This window comes from Clostridium cavendishii DSM 21758, assembly GCF_900141845.1.
Taxonomy (GTDB): domain Bacteria; phylum Bacillota; class Clostridia; order Clostridiales; family Clostridiaceae; genus Clostridium_AG; species Clostridium_AG cavendishii.
In genome coordinates, this window is record NZ_FQZB01000005.1 from 225,023 (window position 1) to 245,533 (window position 20,511).

The 20,511-nt window shown below is 26.9% G+C and carries 18 protein-coding genes; 15 read left to right on the top strand and 3 right to left on the bottom strand.

The genetic code is table 11. The annotated features are described in order from the left end of the window. Positions 1-24 precede the first annotated feature (24 nt). The gene (locus tag BUB01_RS04890; protein WP_072985567.1) at positions 25-3,018 is read left to right on the top strand and encodes an insulinase family protein; all 2,994 of its coding nucleotides are present in this window, start codon (positions 25-27) and stop codon (positions 3,016-3,018) included. Positions 3,019-3,154: 136 nt separating this feature from the next. Here the strand turns inward: BUB01_RS04890 and BUB01_RS04895 are convergent, their stop codons facing one another. After that, positions 3,155-3,910 carry an exodeoxyribonuclease III gene (locus BUB01_RS04895; protein ID WP_072985568.1) on the bottom strand — a complete coding sequence of 252 codons (756 nt, stop codon included), beginning with the start codon at positions 3,908-3,910 and terminating at the stop codon, positions 3,155-3,157. 366 nt (positions 3,911-4,276) lie between these two features. On the opposite strand from BUB01_RS04895, the gene BUB01_RS04900 reads away from it, so the two are divergent. Beyond that, positions 4,277-4,456 (top strand): hypothetical protein, encoded by a 180-nt coding sequence (locus BUB01_RS04900; RefSeq protein WP_072985569.1) that lies wholly within the window; start codon positions 4,277-4,279, stop codon positions 4,454-4,456. 79 nt (positions 4,457-4,535) lie between these two features. Here BUB01_RS04900 and BUB01_RS23100 read toward each other — a convergent pair whose 3' ends face one another. After that, positions 4,536-4,703 carry a hypothetical protein gene (locus BUB01_RS23100; RefSeq protein WP_159433206.1) on the bottom strand — a complete coding sequence of 56 codons (168 nt, stop codon included), beginning with the start codon at positions 4,701-4,703 and terminating at the stop codon, positions 4,536-4,538. Positions 4,704-4,834: 131 nt separating this feature from the next. After that, positions 4,835-6,148 carry an aspartate kinase gene (locus BUB01_RS04905; protein WP_072985570.1) on the bottom strand — a complete coding sequence of 438 codons (1,314 nt, stop codon included), beginning with the start codon at positions 6,146-6,148 and terminating at the stop codon, positions 4,835-4,837. A gap of 378 nt (positions 6,149-6,526) precedes the next feature. On the opposite strand from BUB01_RS04905, the gene BUB01_RS04910 reads away from it, so the two are divergent. The 13 genes from BUB01_RS04910 (at position 6,527) to hisC (ending at position 20,510) form a co-directional block, all read left to right on the top strand. Further along, positions 6,527-7,888 (top strand): efflux RND transporter periplasmic adaptor subunit, encoded by a 1,362-nt coding sequence (locus BUB01_RS04910; RefSeq protein ID WP_072985571.1) that lies wholly within the window; start codon positions 6,527-6,529, stop codon positions 7,886-7,888. Positions 7,889-7,900: 12 nt separating this feature from the next. Further along, entirely contained in the window at positions 7,901-8,614 is a 714-nt protein-coding gene (locus BUB01_RS04915; protein ID WP_072985572.1) for an ABC transporter ATP-binding protein, read from the top strand. After that, a complete protein-coding gene (locus tag BUB01_RS04920; protein ID WP_072985573.1) occupies positions 8,611-9,783 on the top strand; it encodes an ABC transporter permease in 1,173 nt (390 codons plus the stop codon). Before BUB01_RS04915 ends, BUB01_RS04920 begins: the two co-directional genes overlap by 4 nt. Before the next feature lie 15 nt (positions 9,784-9,798). Continuing rightward, a complete protein-coding gene (locus tag BUB01_RS04925) occupies positions 9,799-10,473 on the top strand; it encodes a response regulator transcription factor (RefSeq protein ID WP_072985574.1) in 675 nt (224 codons plus the stop codon). After that, the gene (locus tag BUB01_RS04930) at positions 10,466-12,067 is read left to right on the top strand and encodes a sensor histidine kinase (RefSeq protein WP_084108364.1); all 1,602 of its coding nucleotides are present in this window, start codon (positions 10,466-10,468) and stop codon (positions 12,065-12,067) included. Before BUB01_RS04925 ends, BUB01_RS04930 begins: the two co-directional genes overlap by 8 nt. Positions 12,068-12,545: 478 nt before the next feature. Next, on the top strand, positions 12,546-13,391 hold the full coding sequence (locus BUB01_RS04935; RefSeq protein WP_072985575.1) for a patatin-like phospholipase family protein: 846 nt from the start codon (positions 12,546-12,548) through the stop codon (positions 13,389-13,391). Between the two features lie 43 nt (positions 13,392-13,434). After that, positions 13,435-13,932: a deoxycytidylate deaminase gene (locus BUB01_RS04940; RefSeq protein WP_072985576.1), complete on the top strand. Its 498-nt coding sequence runs from the start codon at positions 13,435-13,437 to the stop codon at positions 13,930-13,932. Positions 13,933-14,127: 195 nt separating this feature from the next. Beyond that, positions 14,128-14,793 (top strand): Type 1 glutamine amidotransferase-like domain-containing protein, encoded by a 666-nt coding sequence (locus BUB01_RS04945; RefSeq protein WP_072985577.1) that lies wholly within the window; start codon positions 14,128-14,130, stop codon positions 14,791-14,793. 267 nt (positions 14,794-15,060) lie between these two features. After that, positions 15,061-16,230, top strand: coding sequence for a D-alanyl-D-alanine carboxypeptidase family protein (locus BUB01_RS04950; RefSeq protein WP_072985578.1), 1,170 nt, complete (start codon positions 15,061-15,063; stop codon positions 16,228-16,230). Between the two features lie 168 nt (positions 16,231-16,398). Next, a complete protein-coding gene (gene hisZ, locus BUB01_RS04955) occupies positions 16,399-17,502 on the top strand; it encodes an ATP phosphoribosyltransferase regulatory subunit (RefSeq protein ID WP_072985579.1) in 1,104 nt (367 codons plus the stop codon). After that, positions 17,492-18,115, top strand: a complete 624-nt coding sequence (hisG, locus tag BUB01_RS04960) for an ATP phosphoribosyltransferase (RefSeq protein WP_072985580.1) — start codon at positions 17,492-17,494, stop codon at positions 18,113-18,115. Before hisZ ends, hisG begins: the two co-directional genes overlap by 11 nt. After that, positions 18,109-19,392 (top strand): histidinol dehydrogenase, encoded by a 1,284-nt coding sequence (hisD, locus tag BUB01_RS04965; protein WP_072985581.1) that lies wholly within the window; start codon positions 18,109-18,111, stop codon positions 19,390-19,392. Before hisG ends, hisD begins: the two co-directional genes overlap by 7 nt. Positions 19,393-19,448: 56 nt before the next feature. Next, entirely contained in the window at positions 19,449-20,510 is a 1,062-nt protein-coding gene (gene hisC / locus BUB01_RS04970; RefSeq protein ID WP_072985582.1) for a histidinol-phosphate transaminase, read from the top strand. Position 20,511: the final 1 nt, after the last annotated feature.

Sequence of the window (20,511 nt, forward strand, 5' to 3'; positions counted from 1 at the left end):
TAAAAAAGAAGGGAATTTAATAGGATGAATGTTAAATTTATAAAAAGAATGGCTATAGTTATAAGTATTTTTATACTAAGTAATATAATTTTTGGAGTAAATAGTTTAAAGGCTATAGCAAGTCATAATATAAATTTAAGGGTAGGGGATAATTATAGTGGCTTTAAATTAGTAAAATCTAAGGAGTCAGATGAGTTAAAATCAAAACTACATTTATTTACTCATGAAAAGACAGGGGCAACGCTTGTGTATATAGAGAATAAAGATGAAAATAAATGTTTTGACATAAATTTTTATACACCACCTACTGATAATACTGGGGTTAATCATATATTAGAACATTCTTTATTATATGGATCAAAAAAATATAATGTAAAATCGCCTCTTATGGAGATTGTAAAAAGAGGTATAGTAAATGATGCTAATGCTATAACTAAAAGTGATAGAACAGAATTTTTATTTTCTACTAATAATTATAAAGATTTCAAAAATAACTTAGATATATATATGGATGCAGTATTTAATCCTAATTTTACAAGGGAAAAGAATATATTTTATCAGCAGGGAGGGCATTATGAACTAAACTCAGAGGAAGATAAGTTAAGCTTTAATGGAGTTGTTTATAATGAAATGAAAGCACACAATTCAAATACGGATGTAATATTAATGGATCATATAAATAATATACTTTTTAAAAATACACCATATGCCTTTGAATCTGGAGGCAAGGTTAGTGATATACCTAATTTAACCTATGAAATGGCAAAAGAAACTTATTATAAAAATTATCATCCATCAAATAGTCTTATTTATGTCTATGGAAATCTTGATATTTTAGATACGCTTAAATTTTTAGATAATAATTATTTAGGTAAATATGAAAAGAGAAATTATACTAGAGATGTTGCTAGAGTAAATGGCATAGAAAATAAAGAAGCTATTTTTGACTATGGAATAACAAAAGGAAGTAATGTAAAAGATAAAACTTTTTTAGTAAAAGCAACTAAAACTTATGTTGGAGAAGATGTTAAAGACTTATTAGGATTGCAGATATTGAATTATATATTATTAGGAACGGATAATTCGCCCATTAAAAAAATTTATGCGAAAAATAATATAGGAACGGCTATAGAAGGATTTTTAAGTACAGATACTCCTATTCCAGTTTATATAGAGCTTTTAAGAGATGGTAATATTGAAGATAAGGATAAGTATTTAAAAGTTAGAGATGATGAGCTTAAAAGATTAATAATAGAAGGTATACCTAAAGATACAATAGAAGGTGCTATTAATACTGTAGAGCTAGAACTTAAAAAAGAAAAAATATCGGGTAGTAGAGGAAGTAATTATAATGAGATTATAATGCAAGGATTTCTGTTTTATAATGACCCTTTTAAGCTATTAGAAAATGATAAATATTTTGATGAGATAAAGAGTCTAAAGGATAAGGGGTATTTTGAAAAGCTTATAAATAAATATTTGCTTAACAAAGATGAATCAGCACTTATTATATTAAAGCCTAATGAAAATTTGAATTATAATGAAGATTTATCTAGTGTAAAATTAAGTCAAGATAAAAGAAAAAATATTATAGAAGAAACAAAAGCTTTTAAAGAATATCAAAAACAAGTGGATAGTGATGAAGAACTTAAATGTATACAAAATTTAGAGCTTAAAGATATAGATTATAAAATCAAACCATTACCATTAAAGGAAGAAAAAGTAGCAGAAACTAAAGTTTTATATCATCCTCTTTATACAGATAAAATAGTAGATATAAATTATTATTTTGATACAACTACTGTAAATGAGGATAATCTTCTTTATATAGAACTCTTAGCTAATCTTTTAGGTAGGTTAGATACTAAAAATTATAGTTTAGATGATTTGATTAAAACTTCTTTAAAACTTGGAAGCATAAAGTTTAGTAATATGAATATACCAAAGTTCAAAGATGGTGCAAGTTATTACCCAAAATTGAGGGTTGATTTAACTTGCTTAGAAAGCAATTCAATAAATTTAAACAGTTTAGCTAAGGAAATAATAGAAAATACAAATTTTAAAGACAAAGAAAAACTTAGAGTTTATATAAAAGAATTAAGAGTAAATAAAGAAATAAGTATTAATAATTCAAGAGAAAGCTTAGGGGTTTCTTCAGTTAAAGCGTATTTAACTGAAGCATCTAGATACAATGAACTATTTAATTTGGATTATTATAAATTTTTAATAGATTTAGATAAAAACTTTGATGTACGTTATGAAAATTTGACCAAATCTTTAGAGAAAGTAAAAAATGATATTTTTAATAAAAGAAATTTAACTATAGGAATGACTTGTGAAGAAAAAAGTTATAAAGATAATAAAAAATCAGTAGAAATTTTTTTAGAGAATTTTAGGGATGAAAAAGCTAAAAAGTATACTTATGAATTAAAGCAAAGTGAAAAAAATATAGGTTTTATAGTAAAAGGTGAGGGCCAGTATGTGGCAAAAGGGGCTAATCTAAAAGATTTAGGATATACATATAAAGGAAGTTTAGATGTTTTAGCTCAAATTATAACCAATGAATACCTGATGCCAGAGATTAGAGAAAAAGGTGGAGCTTATGGAAGTAGTTTAAATATTGATAATTATGGGGATTTGATTTTTTCATCATGGAGAGATCCAAAGCTTATGGAAACTTTAAGTGTTTATAATAAAACAGGTGATTTTTTAAGTAATAATAAGAATACATCTGTTAAAAAATATATTTTGGGATTAATAATAAATAGGGATAATTTATTAGATTCAATTAGTTATGGGGCTTTAAGTGATTATTATTATTTTCAAGGTGTAGATAACAAAGTTTTAAACAAAAGGCAAGAGGAGATATTAAATACCACAAATGAAGAGGTTTTAAAATTTAAGAGGCTTTTAGATAAGCTTGCTAAAGAAGAAGTATATTCTGTGGTAGGTGGAGAGAAAAAAATAGAAGAACATAAAGATATGTTTAATAAAGTAATAAAGTTAAGTAAGAATTAAAATTATAGCTAGCTTTTAAGTAAGTTAGCTATAATTTTAAAAACTATTAATGAACTTTGTTAATATAATAGTAAAAAAGCATTGAATAAATAATTTAATTTATTAATAACGTTTATTAAATTGATATTGTTATAGATTAATTTATAACAAGTTCAACAGGACAATGATCAGATCCTAAAATCTTTGTGTGAATATCTGCACTGACAAGTCTAGAATCTAAAGATTTAGATGTGCAAAAATAATCAATTCTCCATCCTGCATTATTTGCTCTAGCATTAAATCTATATGACCACCAAGAGTAAATTTCTTCTTTGTCTGGATTAAAGTAGCGATAAGTGTCAGTAAAGCCAGAGGCTAAAAGCAGAGAAAATTTTTCTCTTTCTTCATCAGTAAAACCCGCATTTTTTCTATTAGACTTGGGGTTTTTTAGGTCTATTTCAGTATGGGCAACATTTAAATCTCCACAAACTATGACAGGTTTATTTTTTTCAAGATTTTTTAAATAGTTACGAAAAGCATCTTCCCAAGTCATTCTATAATCAAGTCTTAAAAGCTTATCTTTAGAATTTGGAGTATATACTGTAATTAAGTAATAATCATTAAATTCTAAAGTTATAACTCTACCTTCTTTATCATGTTCTTCTATATTTATTCCGTAAGATGCTGAAATTGGTTTTTCTTTTGTAAAAATAGCAGTGCCAGAATACCCCTTCTTTTCAGCATAGTTCCAATATTGATAATAACCATCTAATTCTAATTCAATTTGGCCTTCTTGTAGTTTTGTTTCTTGAATACAGAATGCATCTGCATTAACCTCTTTAAAAAAATCTAAAAATCCTTTTTGTACACAGGCTCTAATACCATTTACATTCCATGAAATAAATTTTTTCATTTTGATGCTCCTTTGATTAATATTTATGTATTACTTAATAAAAACAGTATATCATAAACAATATTAATAGAAAATGGTTATTATATATTTTTGTATAGTAATGTATATTAAATAAAAATCATATAAATAAAAGAATGATTTTAATAAAAGTAAATATATAAAACTAAATCTTTAAACAATCAAATATTTTCATATAAAAATTAATTATAGAATATTTATGTGAGTTTAAGGGGATTAACCAGGAGAATTTAAAACTTCAAAATTATCGCATAAGCAAGTAATATTATGGAAATAATTTAAATAGTATATAGAGTAAAACTTGACAAGTTTAAGTAATTTACTACGAATTTGGGAGGATACTAGCTTATGAATGCTAAAAGAAATATAGTATTAAATTTAATATGTGCAGCTTTGTTCTTTATAAATGCATTTTTACAAGTTCAAAAGAATAATAATTTAGCTATATCTTTATGGAGTATAGGCGGAGTATTTTGGTTAATTGTTGGATATGCAAATTATAGAGTTTATAAGAATAATAAAGATTAATAAATAAAATAAGTTAGAAGTTAAGATTATTATAAGGTATGGAATGTAGAATTACTCTAAATTCCATACCTTTTTTTGATTAAAATAGATTTTCAGGTCCTTTTGGATAGTATTTACTAAATGCATCATCATAATTTTCAGGTTTTTTAAAATCTTGAACTTCACTAACAAATTTACCATATTCACCTTGTACTACTTCATGGGTTATTGTTTTATTTTCTTCAAGATTTTTCTTTTGTTTTTTCATCTTTAACACCTTCCTAAAATTAGTATTCATTAATATTTTTCTACTAAAACAAACTTTTATACAAAAAAAACACTTGTAAAATATAGAAACAAGTGTTTTTTATAAATATATTAATTTATGTTTTTTTAATACTATACAAAACTATTATATATGGCTTGAATAGCTTTTTCAAAATCGTCATTTTCTATACCTACTAAAATGTTTATTTCACTAGACCCTTGATCTATCATTCGAATATTTATACCATTGTCACTTAAGGCAGTGAATATTTTACTAGCAACACCAAGGCTTTTTGTCATCCCACGACCAACTGTTGCTATTAGTGCCATATTAGGATAAATGTGAATAGAATCTGGTGAGCATTGTAGTTCTATTTCTTTAACTATTACTTGCAGTTTATCTTTTATTTGATTATCTGAAACTACAAGGCATACAGTGTCTATTCCAGATGGCATATTTTCAAAAGATACATTGTGATGTTCAAGTATAGAAAGAAGTTTTCTACAAAAACCTAATTCATAATTCATAAGAGCTTTTTCTATAGATATCACTGTGAAGTCTTTCTTACCAGCTATGCCAGTTATGGTTCTATTTTCATTAATATTAGTAAAATCATTTATAATAAATGTTCCTACATCTTTAGGAATGTTTGTATTTTTTATATTAATAGGTATTCCATTTTTTCTTACAGGAAAGATTGCTTCTTCGTGTAAAACAGAAGCACCCATATAAGATAACTCTCGAAGTTCTCTGTAAGTAATTTTTTCAATTGTTTTTGGATTTTTTACTATTCTTGGATCTGCCATTAAAAATCCTGAAACATCTGTCCAATTTTCATAAAGATTAGCTTCTACTCCAGCAGCAATAAGCGAACCTGTTATATCTGAACCACCTCTAGAAAATGTAACTATATCACCAAGAGAATTTGCTCCATAAAATCCAGGGATTACAGCTTTTTCCACATTGGAAAGTCTGGATTCAATGAGTTGGTTAGTTTTTTCAGAATCTAGATTTCTAGATTTATCAAAAACTATAAGTTCTGCAGCGTCTATAAATTCATAGTTTAAATATTTTGCAAGAATAATACCATTTAAATATTCTCCTCTGCTTGCAGCATAATCACGAGAAAATCCGTTTTCGAGATTTTTCTTTATTATATTTAAGTCATCATCTATGTTTAAATCAAGTCCTAAATCTTTGACAATTTCCTTATATCTATCACTTATCAATTTAAATACTTCATCAAATGGAATAGAGCTTTCTACGTGAGCATGACATAAATATAGAAGATCTGTTATTTTATAATCTTTATTATGTCGTTTACCAGGTGCAGATGGAATTACAAACCTCCTTTTAGAATCAGAAAGTATAATTTCTTTTACTTTTTTAAATTGCTTAGCATCAGCTAATGAGCTTCCCCCAAATTTTGTTACGATACAATCCATTTTTTAGCCCCCTAAATAAATTTTATAAGTTAAATAATAACAATTTTAAAATTAAATTGCAACCTTAAATGATATAAATTTAAGTAATATATTAGAGGAAATATATTCTATATTGCCATAATTTTTTGTGAAAATATTATATTTTTTAATTTTTTCTAAACTATCCGCAATAAAGCTATAGAATACTTGAATTAGAATTATTTATATATGAGTATTATTTAATATCAATATTTTATGTGAGAAACTTATAATTCATTATATGTTTTTAACGTTCATAATTTTTTAATTATTTCATCACTTTAAAAACAAAAGCTTTTTCTAATATGTAATTATATAAAATTTAAAAATCTTTTTTGTTATATAAGTAGGAGGAAGATTATGAAAAAAAATATGGTGAAAATAATAGTAATAGCTATAGTTGCTGTAGTTTCTATAGGAGGTTTGGCTTTTGCTTATTCTAAATATAGTTCTAGTCAGAAGGTAACAGCCTCTCAGAACACATATATTTCTATGAAGACAAGTAAGCAAAATATAAAGATAAATGTGCAGGGAACAGGTTCAGTTGTAGCAGAGCAATCAAGTGATATTATGGGATCTGTTCAGGGAAATATTTCAGGTTTAAACTTAAAGGTTGGAGATAAAGTAAAAGCAGGTCAAACAATTTGTACTATTTCAAGTGATCAACTTGATAGTGCTGTATCTAAAGCTAATAGTAATATATCAAAACAAAATATACAGCTTACAAGTCTTCAAAACCAGTTGCAAAATACAAATACACAACTTCAAAATGCTCAAAATGATTTAAATACTGCCAAAACTCAATTACAAACAGCTACAGGTAATGATGCTAAAACTTTAAATGATAAAATAAATACATTACAAAATCAAATAAACACTCAGACTAATAATATATCTAGCTTACAAAATCAAATAGCTACTCAAAATATAAATATAAGTGATGCAAAAAATGATTTAAAAACAGCTACTGATGAGAGAAGTAAAGCTACTATTGTAGCACCTATAGATGGAATTGTTACTGCTATAAACAATCAAAATGGAGATAGTACCCAAAGTGGGAAAGCTATTTTATCATTAGTAAATACAAATTCTTATAAAGTAAAGGTGTCTGTGGATGAACTTGATATAGCAAAAATTAGAGAGGGATTAACTGCAGATATTACATTTGGTGCATTAAAGGATAAAAAATTTACAGGTAAGGTTTCTACAGTAAGTTTAGTTGGAACTACAACAAACAATGTAACTACTTATGATGTTTATGTTCAATTAGATAGTACAGATGGGGTAGCTTTAGGGATGACAGCCAATGTAAGTATAAATGTAGATGGAAAAGATAATGCTTTAGTAGTTCCATCAGAAGCAATTACGGAAAGAAATGGCAAAAAGTATGTTATGGTACCAAATGAAACAGATAGTTCTACTCAAAATGTTTCTAATAGTAATCAAAATTCACAAAAACAAAAAGGACAAACTTATGGTAAAGGTAATTTAGTAGAAATTAAAACAGGGCTTGAAAATGAAAATTATGTTGAAGTGTTAGATGGATTAACAGAAGGACAAAAAGTTCTAGTAATGCTTCCTAAGAGTACAAATCAATCAAATCAAAATATGAGACAAGGTGGATTTGGTGGAAATAGTGGCTTTGGAGGAGGACAAAACTTTGGTGGAGGTAGCCAAAATAAATCACAAAAAGGTGCATCAGATAATTCAACTAAGAAATAAGGAGGCTATACAATGAATGAGTCTAAGGAAATAATTAAAATAAATGGCGTTTCAAAGATTTATAATACTGGAGCCACTAAATTTAAAGCTTTAGATAATATAAATCTTACGATAAACAAGGGCGAATATGTTGCTATAGTAGGGCCTTCAGGTGCTGGAAAATCTACTTTAATGAATATTATAGGTTGTTTAGATACACCTACAGAAGGTGAGTATATATTAGATTCTGTAAACACAAAGTGTAGCGATTCGAAACTTGCTAGTATAAGGAATTCTAAAATAGGTTTTATATTTCAAAGTTATAATTTGCTTCCTAAAATATCAATACTAGATAATGTAGAATTACCGCTACATTATCTAGGTGTATCAAATAAAGAAGCTAGAGAAAGAGCCGAAAAGGCATTAGATAAAATGGGACTTTCAAAGCATGTTAAGCATAAACCAACTGAATTATCAGGAGGTCAAATGCAAAGGGTAGCTATAGCTAGAGCACTTGTTAGTACTCCTCAAATTATTTTAGCAGATGAACCTACAGGAGCTCTTGATAGTAAGACTGGTAAGGAAGTAATGGAAATTTTAAAATCTTTAAATGATGAAGGAAATACAATAGTTATGATAACACACGATAGAGATTTAGCTAAAAGAGCTAAACGTATAGTAACTGTTATGGATGGAATAATAACATCTGATGAGTATAATGAACAAGTGCAGGAGGTATCTTTATGAAAATAAAAAAGCTATTTGGAATAGCTATAGGGTCAGTTTTAAGTAATAAAGTACGTTCCTTACTTACAATGCTTGGTATAATAATAGGTATATCTTCAGTAATACTTTTAGTTGGTATGGGAGAAGGAACTAAAAAGCAGGTTTCAGATCAAATAGAAAAGCTTGGAACAAACCTTATAACTATTAGTATAACAGGTAAGAAAACTGTACCTATTACTGATAATGATCTTAAAGAATTAAAATCAAGGCCAGGGATAAAAGAAGTAGCGCCGTCTTTAAGCCAGCAAAATGTAAATATAAAAGCAGGCACTGAAACTTCTACAACAAGTGTAGAAGGAACAACTCCAAATTATACAGAAATAAGAAATGTGAATGTAGCAAATGGAAGGTTTATAGAAGATAGAGATATAGAAAATAGATTTCATGTAGCAGTAATAGGAGTAGATACAGCAAATAATGTATTTAATACTACTAATGTAGTGGGAAAAGAGATTTTTGTAAATGGATATAGCTATAAAATAATTGGGGTTTTAGAATCTCAAGGTTCAAGTATGGCCGGTTCTAATGATGATAAAATATTAGTACCAATAACAACAGCACAAAGGGATTTTAAAACTAATGATATTAAAACTTTTTATATAGAAGCAAATTCAAAAGATGATGTTGATACAGCTATGGGATATACACAGTTACTTTTAAATAAAAAGTATAATAATGATACAAAAAGTTATAGAGTACTTAATCAAAGTAGTTTATTAGATACTGCTAATTCAACAACTGAAAAAATGACAGCAATGCTTGGTGGGATTGCTGCTATATCATTGTTAGTAGGTGGTATAGGTATAATGAATATAATGCTTGTTTCAGTTATCGAAAGAACTAGAGAAATAGGTATAAGAAAAGCAATTGGAGCGAAAAGATCTACTATATTACTTCAATTTTTAATAGAAGCTGCTACAATAAGTACATTAGGTGGTATATTAGGAGTTATAGTTTCATATATCGGATCTTATGTAGCATTAAATTTCTTCAACACAAGCATAATTATAACAAATAGTGTTATAATTATCTCATGCGTATTTTCGGTGGCTGTTGGAGTTTTATTTGGAATTTATCCAGCTAATAAGGCTTCCAAGTTAAACCCAATAGATGCATTAAGATTTGAATAAAGTGGAGTGATTTCTATGAATGAAACAATTTTAGTAGTTGATGATGAGGATAGAATGAGAAAGCTTATAGGTGCGTACTTAAAAAAATCAGATTACAAAGTTTTAGAGGCTTGCAACGGATATGAGGCTATTAAAATTTTTGATGAGAATAGAGTTCATTTAATAGTTTTAGATGTAATGATGCCAATTATGGATGGATATGAAGTTTGTAAGGAAATAAGAAAGAAATCAAATGTACCTATAGTATTTTTGACAGCAAAATCCGAAGCTGAGGATATGATCCTTGGCTTTGAACTTGGTAGTGATCATTATGTAACTAAACCTTTTGATACAAGGGTTTTACTTGCTAAAATAAAATCTATAATAAATAGAACCTATAATATAGGTGAAAGTACTGAAATAAAAGAACTTAATTTTGAAGGAATAAGAGTAGACCTTTTATCTCATAATGCATTTGTGGAGGATAAAGAGATATATTTGGCTCCAAAGGAGTATGAACTACTAGTTTATTTAATAAAAAATAAAAATATAGTTTTATCTAGAGAACAAATACTTAATTCTATTTGGGGAATAGATTTTGATGGAGATTTAAGAACAGTAGACACACATATTAAGAAGATTAGGGAAAAATTAGATACTAAAGCAAATTTAATAACTACTATAAGAGGAAGCGGTTATAAATTTGGGTAAAATATTAAAAAAAGTTTATATGGGTGTCTTAGAAATATTAAAGAAGTATAAAATAATTTTTAAAGAAAATAATGATGCACCAAGATTCAAAATTGGTATAAAAAGAAAATTATTTTTGGTTACAGCTATTATTTTCGCATTGTTTATAACAACAAATTTAGTTATAAATTCACTTTTTTTTGAAAAGTTTTATGAAAGAAAAATAACTAGCGAAATGGAAAGTATTTCACAAAAATTAAAACATAGCTATGATAAATTAAATAAGTCTGACGATGTGGAAGATAGAGAAGCCTTAAATAATACTTTAAAAGAATTTGAAGATGAATATCCTATAAAAATAATAATATTAGATGAGAACTTAAAACTTATAGCTCTTCAAAAAACACAACCATCTAGGGATGATGTTATAAAGACAAAAGAGTTAACACAGTTTATTTTAAATTTTAAAAAAGATCCAGAATTATCTCTTAATATTGACAGTATCAAAGCAAAGACAGTTACAATTAATGATTTAAGAGCCAAGGAAAAGAGAATAGTAAGCATAATGAAGGCAAGTAAAAGCAATGATAAAATATTTATAATACGTTCATTACAACCAGTGAATGATGCAGCATCAACTATAAAGGAGTTCTATATATATTCTTATGGCTTTGCTATTTTATTTATAATATTATTATCATTCATATTTTCAAAAATGATAACTAAACCTCTTTTAACTATAAATAAAACAGCCACAAAAATGTCAAAGCTAGATTTTGAAAGTAAATGTCATGTAAACACTAGAGATGAATTTGAAAATGTGGCAGAATCATTAAACTTTTTAAGTGAAAATTTAGATAATGCATTAACTTCGCTTAAGGAGGCAAATATAAAACTTGCAAATGATATAGATAAGGAAAGAAGATTAGAGGCTATGAGAAAAGAGTTTATAGCAGCTATTTCTCATGAACTTAAAACACCAATAACATTAATAGACGGTTATGCAGTAGGACTCAAAGATGAAATTTTTGAAGATGAGGACAAAGATTTTTATTTAGACGTTATAATAGATGAAAGTAGAAAAATGGCAAGTTTAGTATCAGAAATGTTGGAATTGTCTCATTTAGAATCAGGAAATTTTAAACTACAAAAGAAAGAGTTTAATATTGGAGATTTTATACAAGATTTAGTTAAGAAATATACAGGACCCTTGAATGAAAAAGAATTAACTTTAAAAAGTTATATATTAGATAAAATTATATATGCAGATATAAACAAAATAGATCAAGTAATAACAAATTTTATAACAAATGCAATAAAGAATGCAAATAGGAATGGTCAAATAAATGTTTTAATGCAAGAGGTACAAGATGGACTTAGAATATCAGTGGAGAATACTGGTAGCCATATAAATGAAGAAGAACTTAAACTTATATGGGAAAGGTTTTACAAAATAGATAAATCGAGAAATAGAAAACTGGGAGGCACTGGTTTAGGTTTATCTATCACAAAGAATATTTTGGAGCATCATAATTTTCCATATGGTGTAAGGAATACAGATGTGGGAGTAGAATTTTATTTTATGGTGAATAAAGATAGTATAATTGATAGTTAACATCTAAAAGAAGATACTGACTAGGTATCTTCTTTTAATTTTATAAAATTTTTTTAGTTAAAATGTAGTGTGTACTTGCAATTATTTGAGAGCTAATAAAAATATTATTTGTAAAAAACGGATTGATAAATAATTTAATAAGACTACAGCTTACACTATTTTTATTGATGTGAAGTAGGACTATTTTCATAGAAGTACCTAAAATAATTACTATAGTTTAATATATGAGTTATTTTGGTTAAAATTACATATAAGTAAAATGTTTTAAGTTAAGTAAAAATCTAAGTCTGGGTTAATTTACTAATTTATTTGTGAAAACTACTTTTATAAAATTATAAATAATATTAGTCTCATGTAATAAAAAATTTGAGATAATATTAAAAATAAATTTTTAGCATATAGTTTTAAGTAAATTTAATAATAAAGCATAAAAATATGGTAAAATGTTAAATAGTGAATGTTAAAAGAGGTGAAAGATTTGGAAAAGGTAGGTTTAGTATTAGAAGGTGGAGGTATGAGAGGAATTTATACCTGTGGAGTTTTGGATTATTTTATGGAGAATGAAATTTACTTTAAATACATAATAGGTGTATCAGCAGGTATTTGTAATGCTGTTTCGTATGCTTCAAGACAAAGAGGAAGAAGTGAAAAAGTAATATTAGATTATATAGATGATAAAAGGTATTTAAGTTTTAGAAATTTAATAAGAGATAAGTCTTTATTTGGAATGGAATTTATTTTTAATGAAATACCTAATAGGTATGTACCTTTTGATTATGATACGTTTAATAATGAGGAATTTGAATTTATAATAGGTACTACAGATTGTACTACTGGGAAACCAGTATATTTTAATAAAGAGGATATGAGAGACGGCTTAGATGCACTTAGGGCTTCAGCATCTTTACCGCTAGTTTCTCCAATAGTTAGTTATAAAGGGTATGATCTTTTAGATGGTGGTGTTTCAGATTCAATACCAATAAAAAAATCAATTGCTGATGGGAATGAAAGAAATATTATAGTTTTAACTAGAAATTTAGAATATAGAAAAAAACCATCTAAACTTATGAAATTTTTAAAGTATAGATATAAAGATTATCCAAAGTTAGTTGAGGCTATGATTAATAGATATAAGGTTTATAATGAAACATTAGATTTTATAGAACAACTTGAAAAAGAAGGCAAAGCTTTAGTAATAAGGCCTAGTAAAGAAGTCAAGGTTGGTAGATATGAAAAGGATAGAAATAGGTTAATGGAATTATTTAAAAATGGTTACGCAGATGCAAATGATTTAAGTAATAAAATAGAAGAGTTTATAAAATAAATATTTAGAAGTAAAATTATATATAAGTTTTGGAGGAGATAAAATGAGCAAAAGAAAAGATTATATATCATGGGATGAATATTTTATGGGAATTGCACTTATAAGTGCAAAAAGGAGTAAGGATCCTAATACTCAAGTAGGAGCTTGTATAGTTGATAATAATAAAAAAATAATAGGAATAGGATATAACGGGTTCCCTATAGGCTGTTCAGATGATGATTTTCCTTGGGAAAATAAAGGAGAATTTTTAGATACTAAATATCCTTATACTTGCCATGCAGAACTTAATGCAATTTTAAATAGTATAGGAAAAGAACTTAGTGGATGCAAGGTATATGCAACGTTATTTCCATGCAATGAATGTGCAAAGGCTATAATACAATCAGGTATTAAAGAAGTTATATATTTGTCTGATAAATATAAGGAAACAGATGTTGTCAAAGCGTCTAAGCTTCTTTTTGATACTGCAAAGGTTAAATATACAGCATTAGACACAAAGCTTGAAAATCTTAATATTTCATTTAAGCCGGAAGATGTTTAAATTTAGTTAAATGATAAGTATAAACCTTCTTAATTGTAAAAACAATAAGGAGGCTTATGTTTTTTTAGTAAAAAACTGGAATGATTATATGTTGGATATTATTATATTAATAAAAATATTTTTAGAAAATTGAAAAAAGTATTTATCTATGATAGTATATAATAAAAATTGGGGTAAAAATTTAGGGGGCATAATATGAAAATTATACTATTTAGTGAGCAAAGAATAGACCAAAAAAATCCTATGAATCTAGATTTGGCAAAAATTGTAAATAAAAAAGATGCTAAATTAGCTTACATTAGTCCAACAAAAGATGAGGCTAAAAAATATTTTGATCAAACTAAAAATTATTATGATTCTATTGGAATAAAAAGGCTTGATTATTACAATTTATATGATAATTTTGATGATAGTAAAGTTGAAAATATATTAAGTTGTGATGCTATTCACTTGTCGGGTGAAGATACACAAGAACTTTTAAAGATAATTAATGAGAGAAATTTTAAGATTGTTATAGACAAATTTAATGAAACGGATAAACCTATAATATGTGTAGGAGCTGGAAGTGTCATAATGACAAAGAGTATAGAAAGTGTTAAATTTATTGGAGGAAGCTATGACGATAAGCTAAGTGATGGCTTAAATATGGTTGATTTTGAATTTATACCTAATTGGGGAGAAAATAAAAATAATTTATTTATGGTTATTGATTATTCAGCAAAAAGACAACATCCTATTTATTGTTGTAAAGATGGTTATGGAATAATTGTAAATAATAAAGAAATTAATTTTTATGGAGAAATTACTAAAATTGAAAAGGGGAGAGTATCTCTTCTTAATGGAAACGTAAGATTATACTAGATTATAGGCTATTACTTTTAAAACATAAAAAGTAATAGCTTTTTTTATTTGCTCTATAAATGGTTTAAGTTTTATAACTAAAATATGAAGAATTAAATGCAAAAATATAAAATATAATCTATCCTAATTTTGAACTGCTCCCTGTCAAGTAGACAAGGAGTAGTTCATTTAGAAAGATTAAGATAGCTTATTTTAAAAATAATTTTATATAGTTTGTGATAATAAAAAAAAATTTGGTAAAGCTAAATGTGAAAGGAGGATATAAATATGAAAAATAAAAAATTAATTAGTATCTTCTCACTTATTATATTTTTAACTTCAATATTCTCAGTGCCAGTAAAAGCAGCTGAAGATGCAGGAATTAAGGTGGAAGCAAACTCAGCAGTACTTATGGAATCAACTTCTGGAAAAGTAATTTATGAAAAAAATCCTGATCAAAAATTTGCACCAGCTTCCGTAACAAAAATAATGACAATGCTACTTGCTATGGAATCAGTAGACAATGGTAAAATTAAACTTAGTGATAAAATAACCTGTAGTGAAAATGCAAAAAAAATGGGTGGTAGCACTATGCTATTAGATACAGGTGAAATTAGAACTGTAGAAGAAATCTTGAAAGGAATAGCTATAGCTTCAGGCAATGATGCTGCAGTTGCAATGGCAGAATATCTAGGCGGAACAGAAGAGGGTTTTGTAAAAATGATGAATGAAAAAGCGGCTGCCCTAGGTATGAAAAATACAACGTTTAAAAACTGTACAGGATTACCATCAGATGGACATATGTCAACTGCTAAAGACATTTCTATAATGTCTAGAGAGCTTTTAAAACACCCAACTATATTAAAATATACAGGCACTTATATGGATAATATATCAGAGGGCAGAAAGAGTCCTATAGAACTTGTTAACCATAATAAATTAGTTAGATTTTTTAAAGGCTGTGATGGTCTAAAGACTGGTTTTACTAATGAAGCTAAATATTGTATTTCCGCAACAGCTAATAAAGATGGTACTAGAATGCTCGCAGTAATTATGGGAGCACCAACTTATAAGATAAGAAATAGAGATGCAAGTATGTTGCTTAACTATGGATTTTCTAAATTTGAAAGTAAAAAGTTATTAGTTAAGGATCAGGATGTTGAAAAGGTACCATTAAACAAACAGGGAGATAAATTCTTAATGGCAAAAGCTAAGAATGATGTATACATAACCTATGAAAAAGGTAATGGTGATAAGGTTCAAAAGAAGTTAATCTTAAACATAGACGAAAATAAAAAAGCTTTTACTAAGGGAGAAGTAATAGGAAAATGTGAATATTACATAGGAAATTCTTTAGTTGGAAGTGTAGATATTTATTCAGATAGGGACATAAAGAAAGGTAATTTCTTAGACAATATAAAATATAACTTCAAGAATTTATTTAAAGGTGGAGTTTAAAGTTTTAGCCTCTCATAAAGTTTTATGAGAGGTATTTTTTGTGTTTTTATAAATTTAAAAATATTTTCTAAAAAAAGTATTGACAATTAATTGGGAAAAACATATTATAATTATAAAGATATTTTAATGAGTTAAAGCGATATAGTGATAAAGTTCAGGAGGTGAAATATGAGATTAAATGAAATACCAAATGGAACTATGGATTTAATAAATATTCAATGTGAAACAAGAGAAAATTTAATACTAAGAATAAACAATCTTTTTAAATCGTGGGGATATAAAAAAGTGATTACTCCAACTATTGAATATTACAAGGTTATAAATAGTGGTTTTGAAAGTTTTAAAGAGCAAGATATTTATAAAGCTTTTGATAATAATGGAAGAATTCTTGTTCTTAGGCCTGATATGACAATACCTATAGCAAGACTTGTAGGTTCCAAGTTTAAAGGAGTAAAAAAACCTTTAAGATTAAGTTATACTTCAAATATTTTCAGGGTAAATAAGGAATTATTAGGTCAAAAAAATGAATCTACTCATTGTGGAATAGAGCTTATTGGAGAGTGGGTTAAGGGTTCTGATCTGGAAGTGATAATATTAGCTATAGAAAGTTTGAAATTATTTAATTTTAAAAAATTTAAGATTGAAATAACGCATGTAGGGATTTTTAATGAGCTTTGTATTAAGGCAGAACTGGATTTAAAAACAAAAAATAAATTGGCTAGCTTAATAGAAGAAAAGAAAATAAAAGAGCTAGAAGATTTATTAGCTGACTTAACAATAGATGTTGATTATAAAGATATTATAAAAAAGCTGCCTTGGTTAGTAGGAGGAAAAGAGATTTTAGAATTTAACGAAAAATTAGAGCTTAATAGTCTTAAATACTTGAAGACTTTAGCTAAAACTATTGAAGAGTTAGGATATGAAGAGTTTATTTGTTTTAATTTAGGAAGACTACCAAGGATAAATTATTATACGGGATTAATTTTTAGTGCTTATGTAGAAGGGTATGGTGATTTTGTTTTAAATGGAGGACGTTATGATAACTTGTTAAAAGTTTATGGTGAAGCTAATAATGCTGTAGGTTTTTCTATAAATATAGATGCGTTAGCGGAAATTAATACTTTGAATCTATTAATGGATTCAAAAGAAAAGATAATTTTAGAGTATAAAGAAGAGAACTTTATAGATGTTATAAAGGAAGCAGATCATTTAAGAAGTATGGGTAAAATTGTAGAAATTAAATTAAAGAGGAGTAATGAGTATGGCTCTTAATATAGCTTTAACAAAAGGAAGATTAGAAATTAGTAGTTTAGATTTATTTGAAAAAGCAGGCTTTAATTGTAGTTTTAGAAATAATAAGGGCAGAAAATTAATTTTTAAGGATTTAGATAATGATATAAGTTATTTTCTAGTTAAAGCTAATGATGCAATAACATATGTAGAGCATGGAGTGGCTGATTTAGCTGTGGTTGGGAAAGATAGTTTGCTTGAAAGTAGTAGTAATTATTATGAACTTTTAGATTTGAATATAGGAAAGTGTAAGTTTATATTAGCTGGGTTAAAAGACAATAATATCTTTAGTAATAGTGGACATATAAAAATAGCTACTAAATACCCAAAAGTGGCTAAAGGATATTTTAAGACTAAAAATATGGATGTAGAAATAATTAAAATAGAAGGTTCAGTTGAGATAGCTCCTTTAATAGGACTTTGTAATGGAATAGTTGACATTATGGAGACTGGTACAACATTAAAAGAAAATGGGTTAATAGTATTAGATGAAATTTTAAATATAAGTGCTAGATTAATTGCAAATAGGGCAAGCTTTAATTTGAAACAAAAAGAAATAGTAAATTTTTTAGAGAGGATTAGTAGTATATGTTAGAATTAATAGATTTAAGAAATAAAAATAAAGATTTTGAATTAGATAATTTAAGAGATAGAGAGTTGAAAGTTTCTAAGAAAGTACTAGATTCAGTTAATCATATAATAGAGTCTGTAAAAGATAAAAAAGATACAGCAATTAAAGAATTTACTACTAGGTTTGATAAAGTTTTTATAGAAAAATTTGAAATTCCACAAGAAACATTTAAGGAATGTTTAGAAGAGGTGGAAGAGGACTTTTTAAAAGCTTTAATAGAAGCTAAGAATAATATTTATAATTATCATAAATATCAAAAATCAAATGGCTATTTTATGACAGATAAAGATGGTGTATTTAAAGGTCAAAGAGTGATTCCATTAGAAAAGGTTGGTGTATATGTACCAGGAGGGAGCGCTTCATATCCTTCTTCTGTGCTTATGAATGTAGTACCAGCTAAAATTGCTGGAGTTTCAGAAATAATAATGGTAACTCCACCTACTAAAGACGGGGTGTTAAATAAATATGTAGCAGCGGCAGCGTATATAGCAGGAGTAGATAGAGTTTTTACAGTAGGTGGTGCTCAAGCAATAGCTGCATTAGCTTATGGAACAGAAACTATACCAAAGGTTGATAAAATAGTAGGCCCAGGAAATATATATGTAGCTACAGCTAAGAGACTTGTATATGGGATTGTAGATATAGATATGATAGCAGGTCCTAGCGAAATATTAGTTATAGCTGATGAAAATGCAAATCCAGATTATATTGCAGGAGATTTATTATCACAAGCAGAACATGATAGTCTTTCAAGTGCTATTCTAGTAACAACATCTAAAAAAATATATGATAAAGTTTGTTTAAGTATACAAAATCAAATTATAAACTCGCCTAGAAAATCAATTATAGAAGAATCCCTAAAAAATTATGGCAAAGCCTTCTTATGTAATAATTTAGAAGAATGCATTAAATTAAGTAACAGAATTGCACCAGAGCATTTGGAAATAATGACAGAAAAACCAATGGAATTATTAGATGAAGTTAAAAATGCAGGTTCAGTATTCTTAGGTTATTATACTCCAGAAGCTGTTGGAGATTATTTCGGAGGAACAAATCATGTTCTACCTACTAATGGTACATCAAGATTTTTTTCTCCACTATCAGTGGATAGTTTTATAAAAAAATCATCATTTCTCTATTATTCTAAAGAAGCCTTAAGTCTTCATGGAAATAAAATAATAGAGCTTGCAGAAAAAGAAGGATTAGATGCTCATGCAAATTCTATTCGTCTTAGATTATAGAATATTAAATTATGAAAAAATCTAAAAGCTATTTTTAATATGGAGGAGGTTAATATATGTATGATGTAGTTAATAATTATTTTGAAGTAGATAATAAAGAGCATGTAAAATTAAATGCTAATGAAAATCCGTATAAGATTTATGAGTTAACTAAATCCTTAGAAGATTATGAGTTAAACAGATATCCAGATAATGATGCACTTCTTTTAAGGGAAACTTATGGCAAATGCATAGGAATTAAAAAGGAAAATATATTAGCGGGAAATGGTTCTGATGAAATGATAAATTTAATTATTTCAAGTTATATATCAAAAGGAGATACAGTTATAACACTTGAGCCTGATTTCTCAATGTATGATTTTTATACAAGGAGACAAGGTGGAAATATTACTAAGTATAAGTTCTTTTCAGGAGGTAATAAGTTCAATATAGATGAATTTATAAGCTTTGCAAAAAGCAATAATCCTAGACTTATAATATTTTCAAATCCTAATAATCCAACGGGAAATGTTATAGATGAAGTTGATATTTTTAAAATGTTAATTGAATTTGAAGATATAAAGGTAGTTATAGATGAAGCCTATGTTGAGTTTTATGGTAAAAGTATGGTCTCAAATATTGAGAAATATCCAAATCTTATAATTATAAGAACTTTATCAAAAGCATGGTCAATGGCAGCACTTAGGGTTGGCTTTTTAATTGCTAATAACGCTACTATAGAAGAAATTAAAGGAAATAAGGTTCCTTATAATATTAATAGTATAAGTCAGAGTTTAGCTACAGAGCTTTTAAAATACGAGGAAACATTTAAAAAAAATCTAGATTTAATATTTAGAGAAAGAAAAAAAGTTTATAAGGAGCTTGTTTTGTTACAGGAAAAATATAAAATTTTTAAGGTTTATCCTTCAAAAGCTAACTTTATATATGGGCAATTTAATGGGAAATATATTTTGAATTTCTTAAAAGAGTTAGAATTTAATAATATTAAGATAAGAAGTTTTAAAGATAATTATTTTAGGATAACTATAGGAAGCTTTAATGAAAATAAGATTTTAATAGAAGTTATTAAAAATTTCTTGGGAAATATTGTAAAAAAGAAAATAGTAGGTGAATATTAGT

Bases quoted from the DNA above. Each gene is read 5' to 3' on its own strand.
- BUB01_RS04890 (WP_072985567.1), top strand. From the start codon at position 25: ATGAATGTTAAATTTATAAAAAGAATGGCTATAGTTATAAGTATTTTT.
- BUB01_RS04895 (WP_072985568.1), bottom strand. From the start codon at position 3,910: ATGAAAAAATTTATTTCATGGAATGTAAATGGTATTAGAGCCTGTGTA.
- BUB01_RS04900 (WP_072985569.1), top strand. From the start codon at position 4,277: ATGAATGCTAAAAGAAATATAGTATTAAATTTAATATGTGCAGCTTTG.
- BUB01_RS23100 (WP_159433206.1), bottom strand. From the start codon at position 4,703: ATGAAAAAACAAAAGAAAAATCTTGAAGAAAATAAAACAATAACCCAT.
- BUB01_RS04905 (WP_072985570.1), bottom strand. From the start codon at position 6,148: ATGGATTGTATCGTAACAAAATTTGGGGGAAGCTCATTAGCTGATGCT.
- BUB01_RS04910 (WP_072985571.1), top strand. From the start codon at position 6,527: ATGAAAAAAAATATGGTGAAAATAATAGTAATAGCTATAGTTGCTGTA.
- BUB01_RS04915 (WP_072985572.1), top strand. From the start codon at position 7,901: ATGAATGAGTCTAAGGAAATAATTAAAATAAATGGCGTTTCAAAGATT.
- BUB01_RS04920 (WP_072985573.1), top strand. From the start codon at position 8,611: ATGAAAATAAAAAAGCTATTTGGAATAGCTATAGGGTCAGTTTTAAGT.
- BUB01_RS04925 (WP_072985574.1), top strand. From the start codon at position 9,799: ATGAATGAAACAATTTTAGTAGTTGATGATGAGGATAGAATGAGAAAG.
- BUB01_RS04940 (WP_072985576.1), top strand. From the start codon at position 13,435: ATGAGCAAAAGAAAAGATTATATATCATGGGATGAATATTTTATGGGA.
- BUB01_RS04945 (WP_072985577.1), top strand. From the start codon at position 14,128: ATGAAAATTATACTATTTAGTGAGCAAAGAATAGACCAAAAAAATCCT.
- BUB01_RS04950 (WP_072985578.1), top strand. From the start codon at position 15,061: ATGAAAAATAAAAAATTAATTAGTATCTTCTCACTTATTATATTTTTA.
- hisZ (WP_072985579.1), top strand. From the start codon at position 16,399: ATGAGATTAAATGAAATACCAAATGGAACTATGGATTTAATAAATATT.
- hisG (WP_072985580.1), top strand. From the start codon at position 17,492: ATGGCTCTTAATATAGCTTTAACAAAAGGAAGATTAGAAATTAGTAGT.
- hisD (WP_072985581.1), top strand. From the start codon at position 18,109: ATGTTAGAATTAATAGATTTAAGAAATAAAAATAAAGATTTTGAATTA.
- hisC (WP_072985582.1), top strand. From the start codon at position 19,449: ATGTATGATGTAGTTAATAATTATTTTGAAGTAGATAATAAAGAGCAT.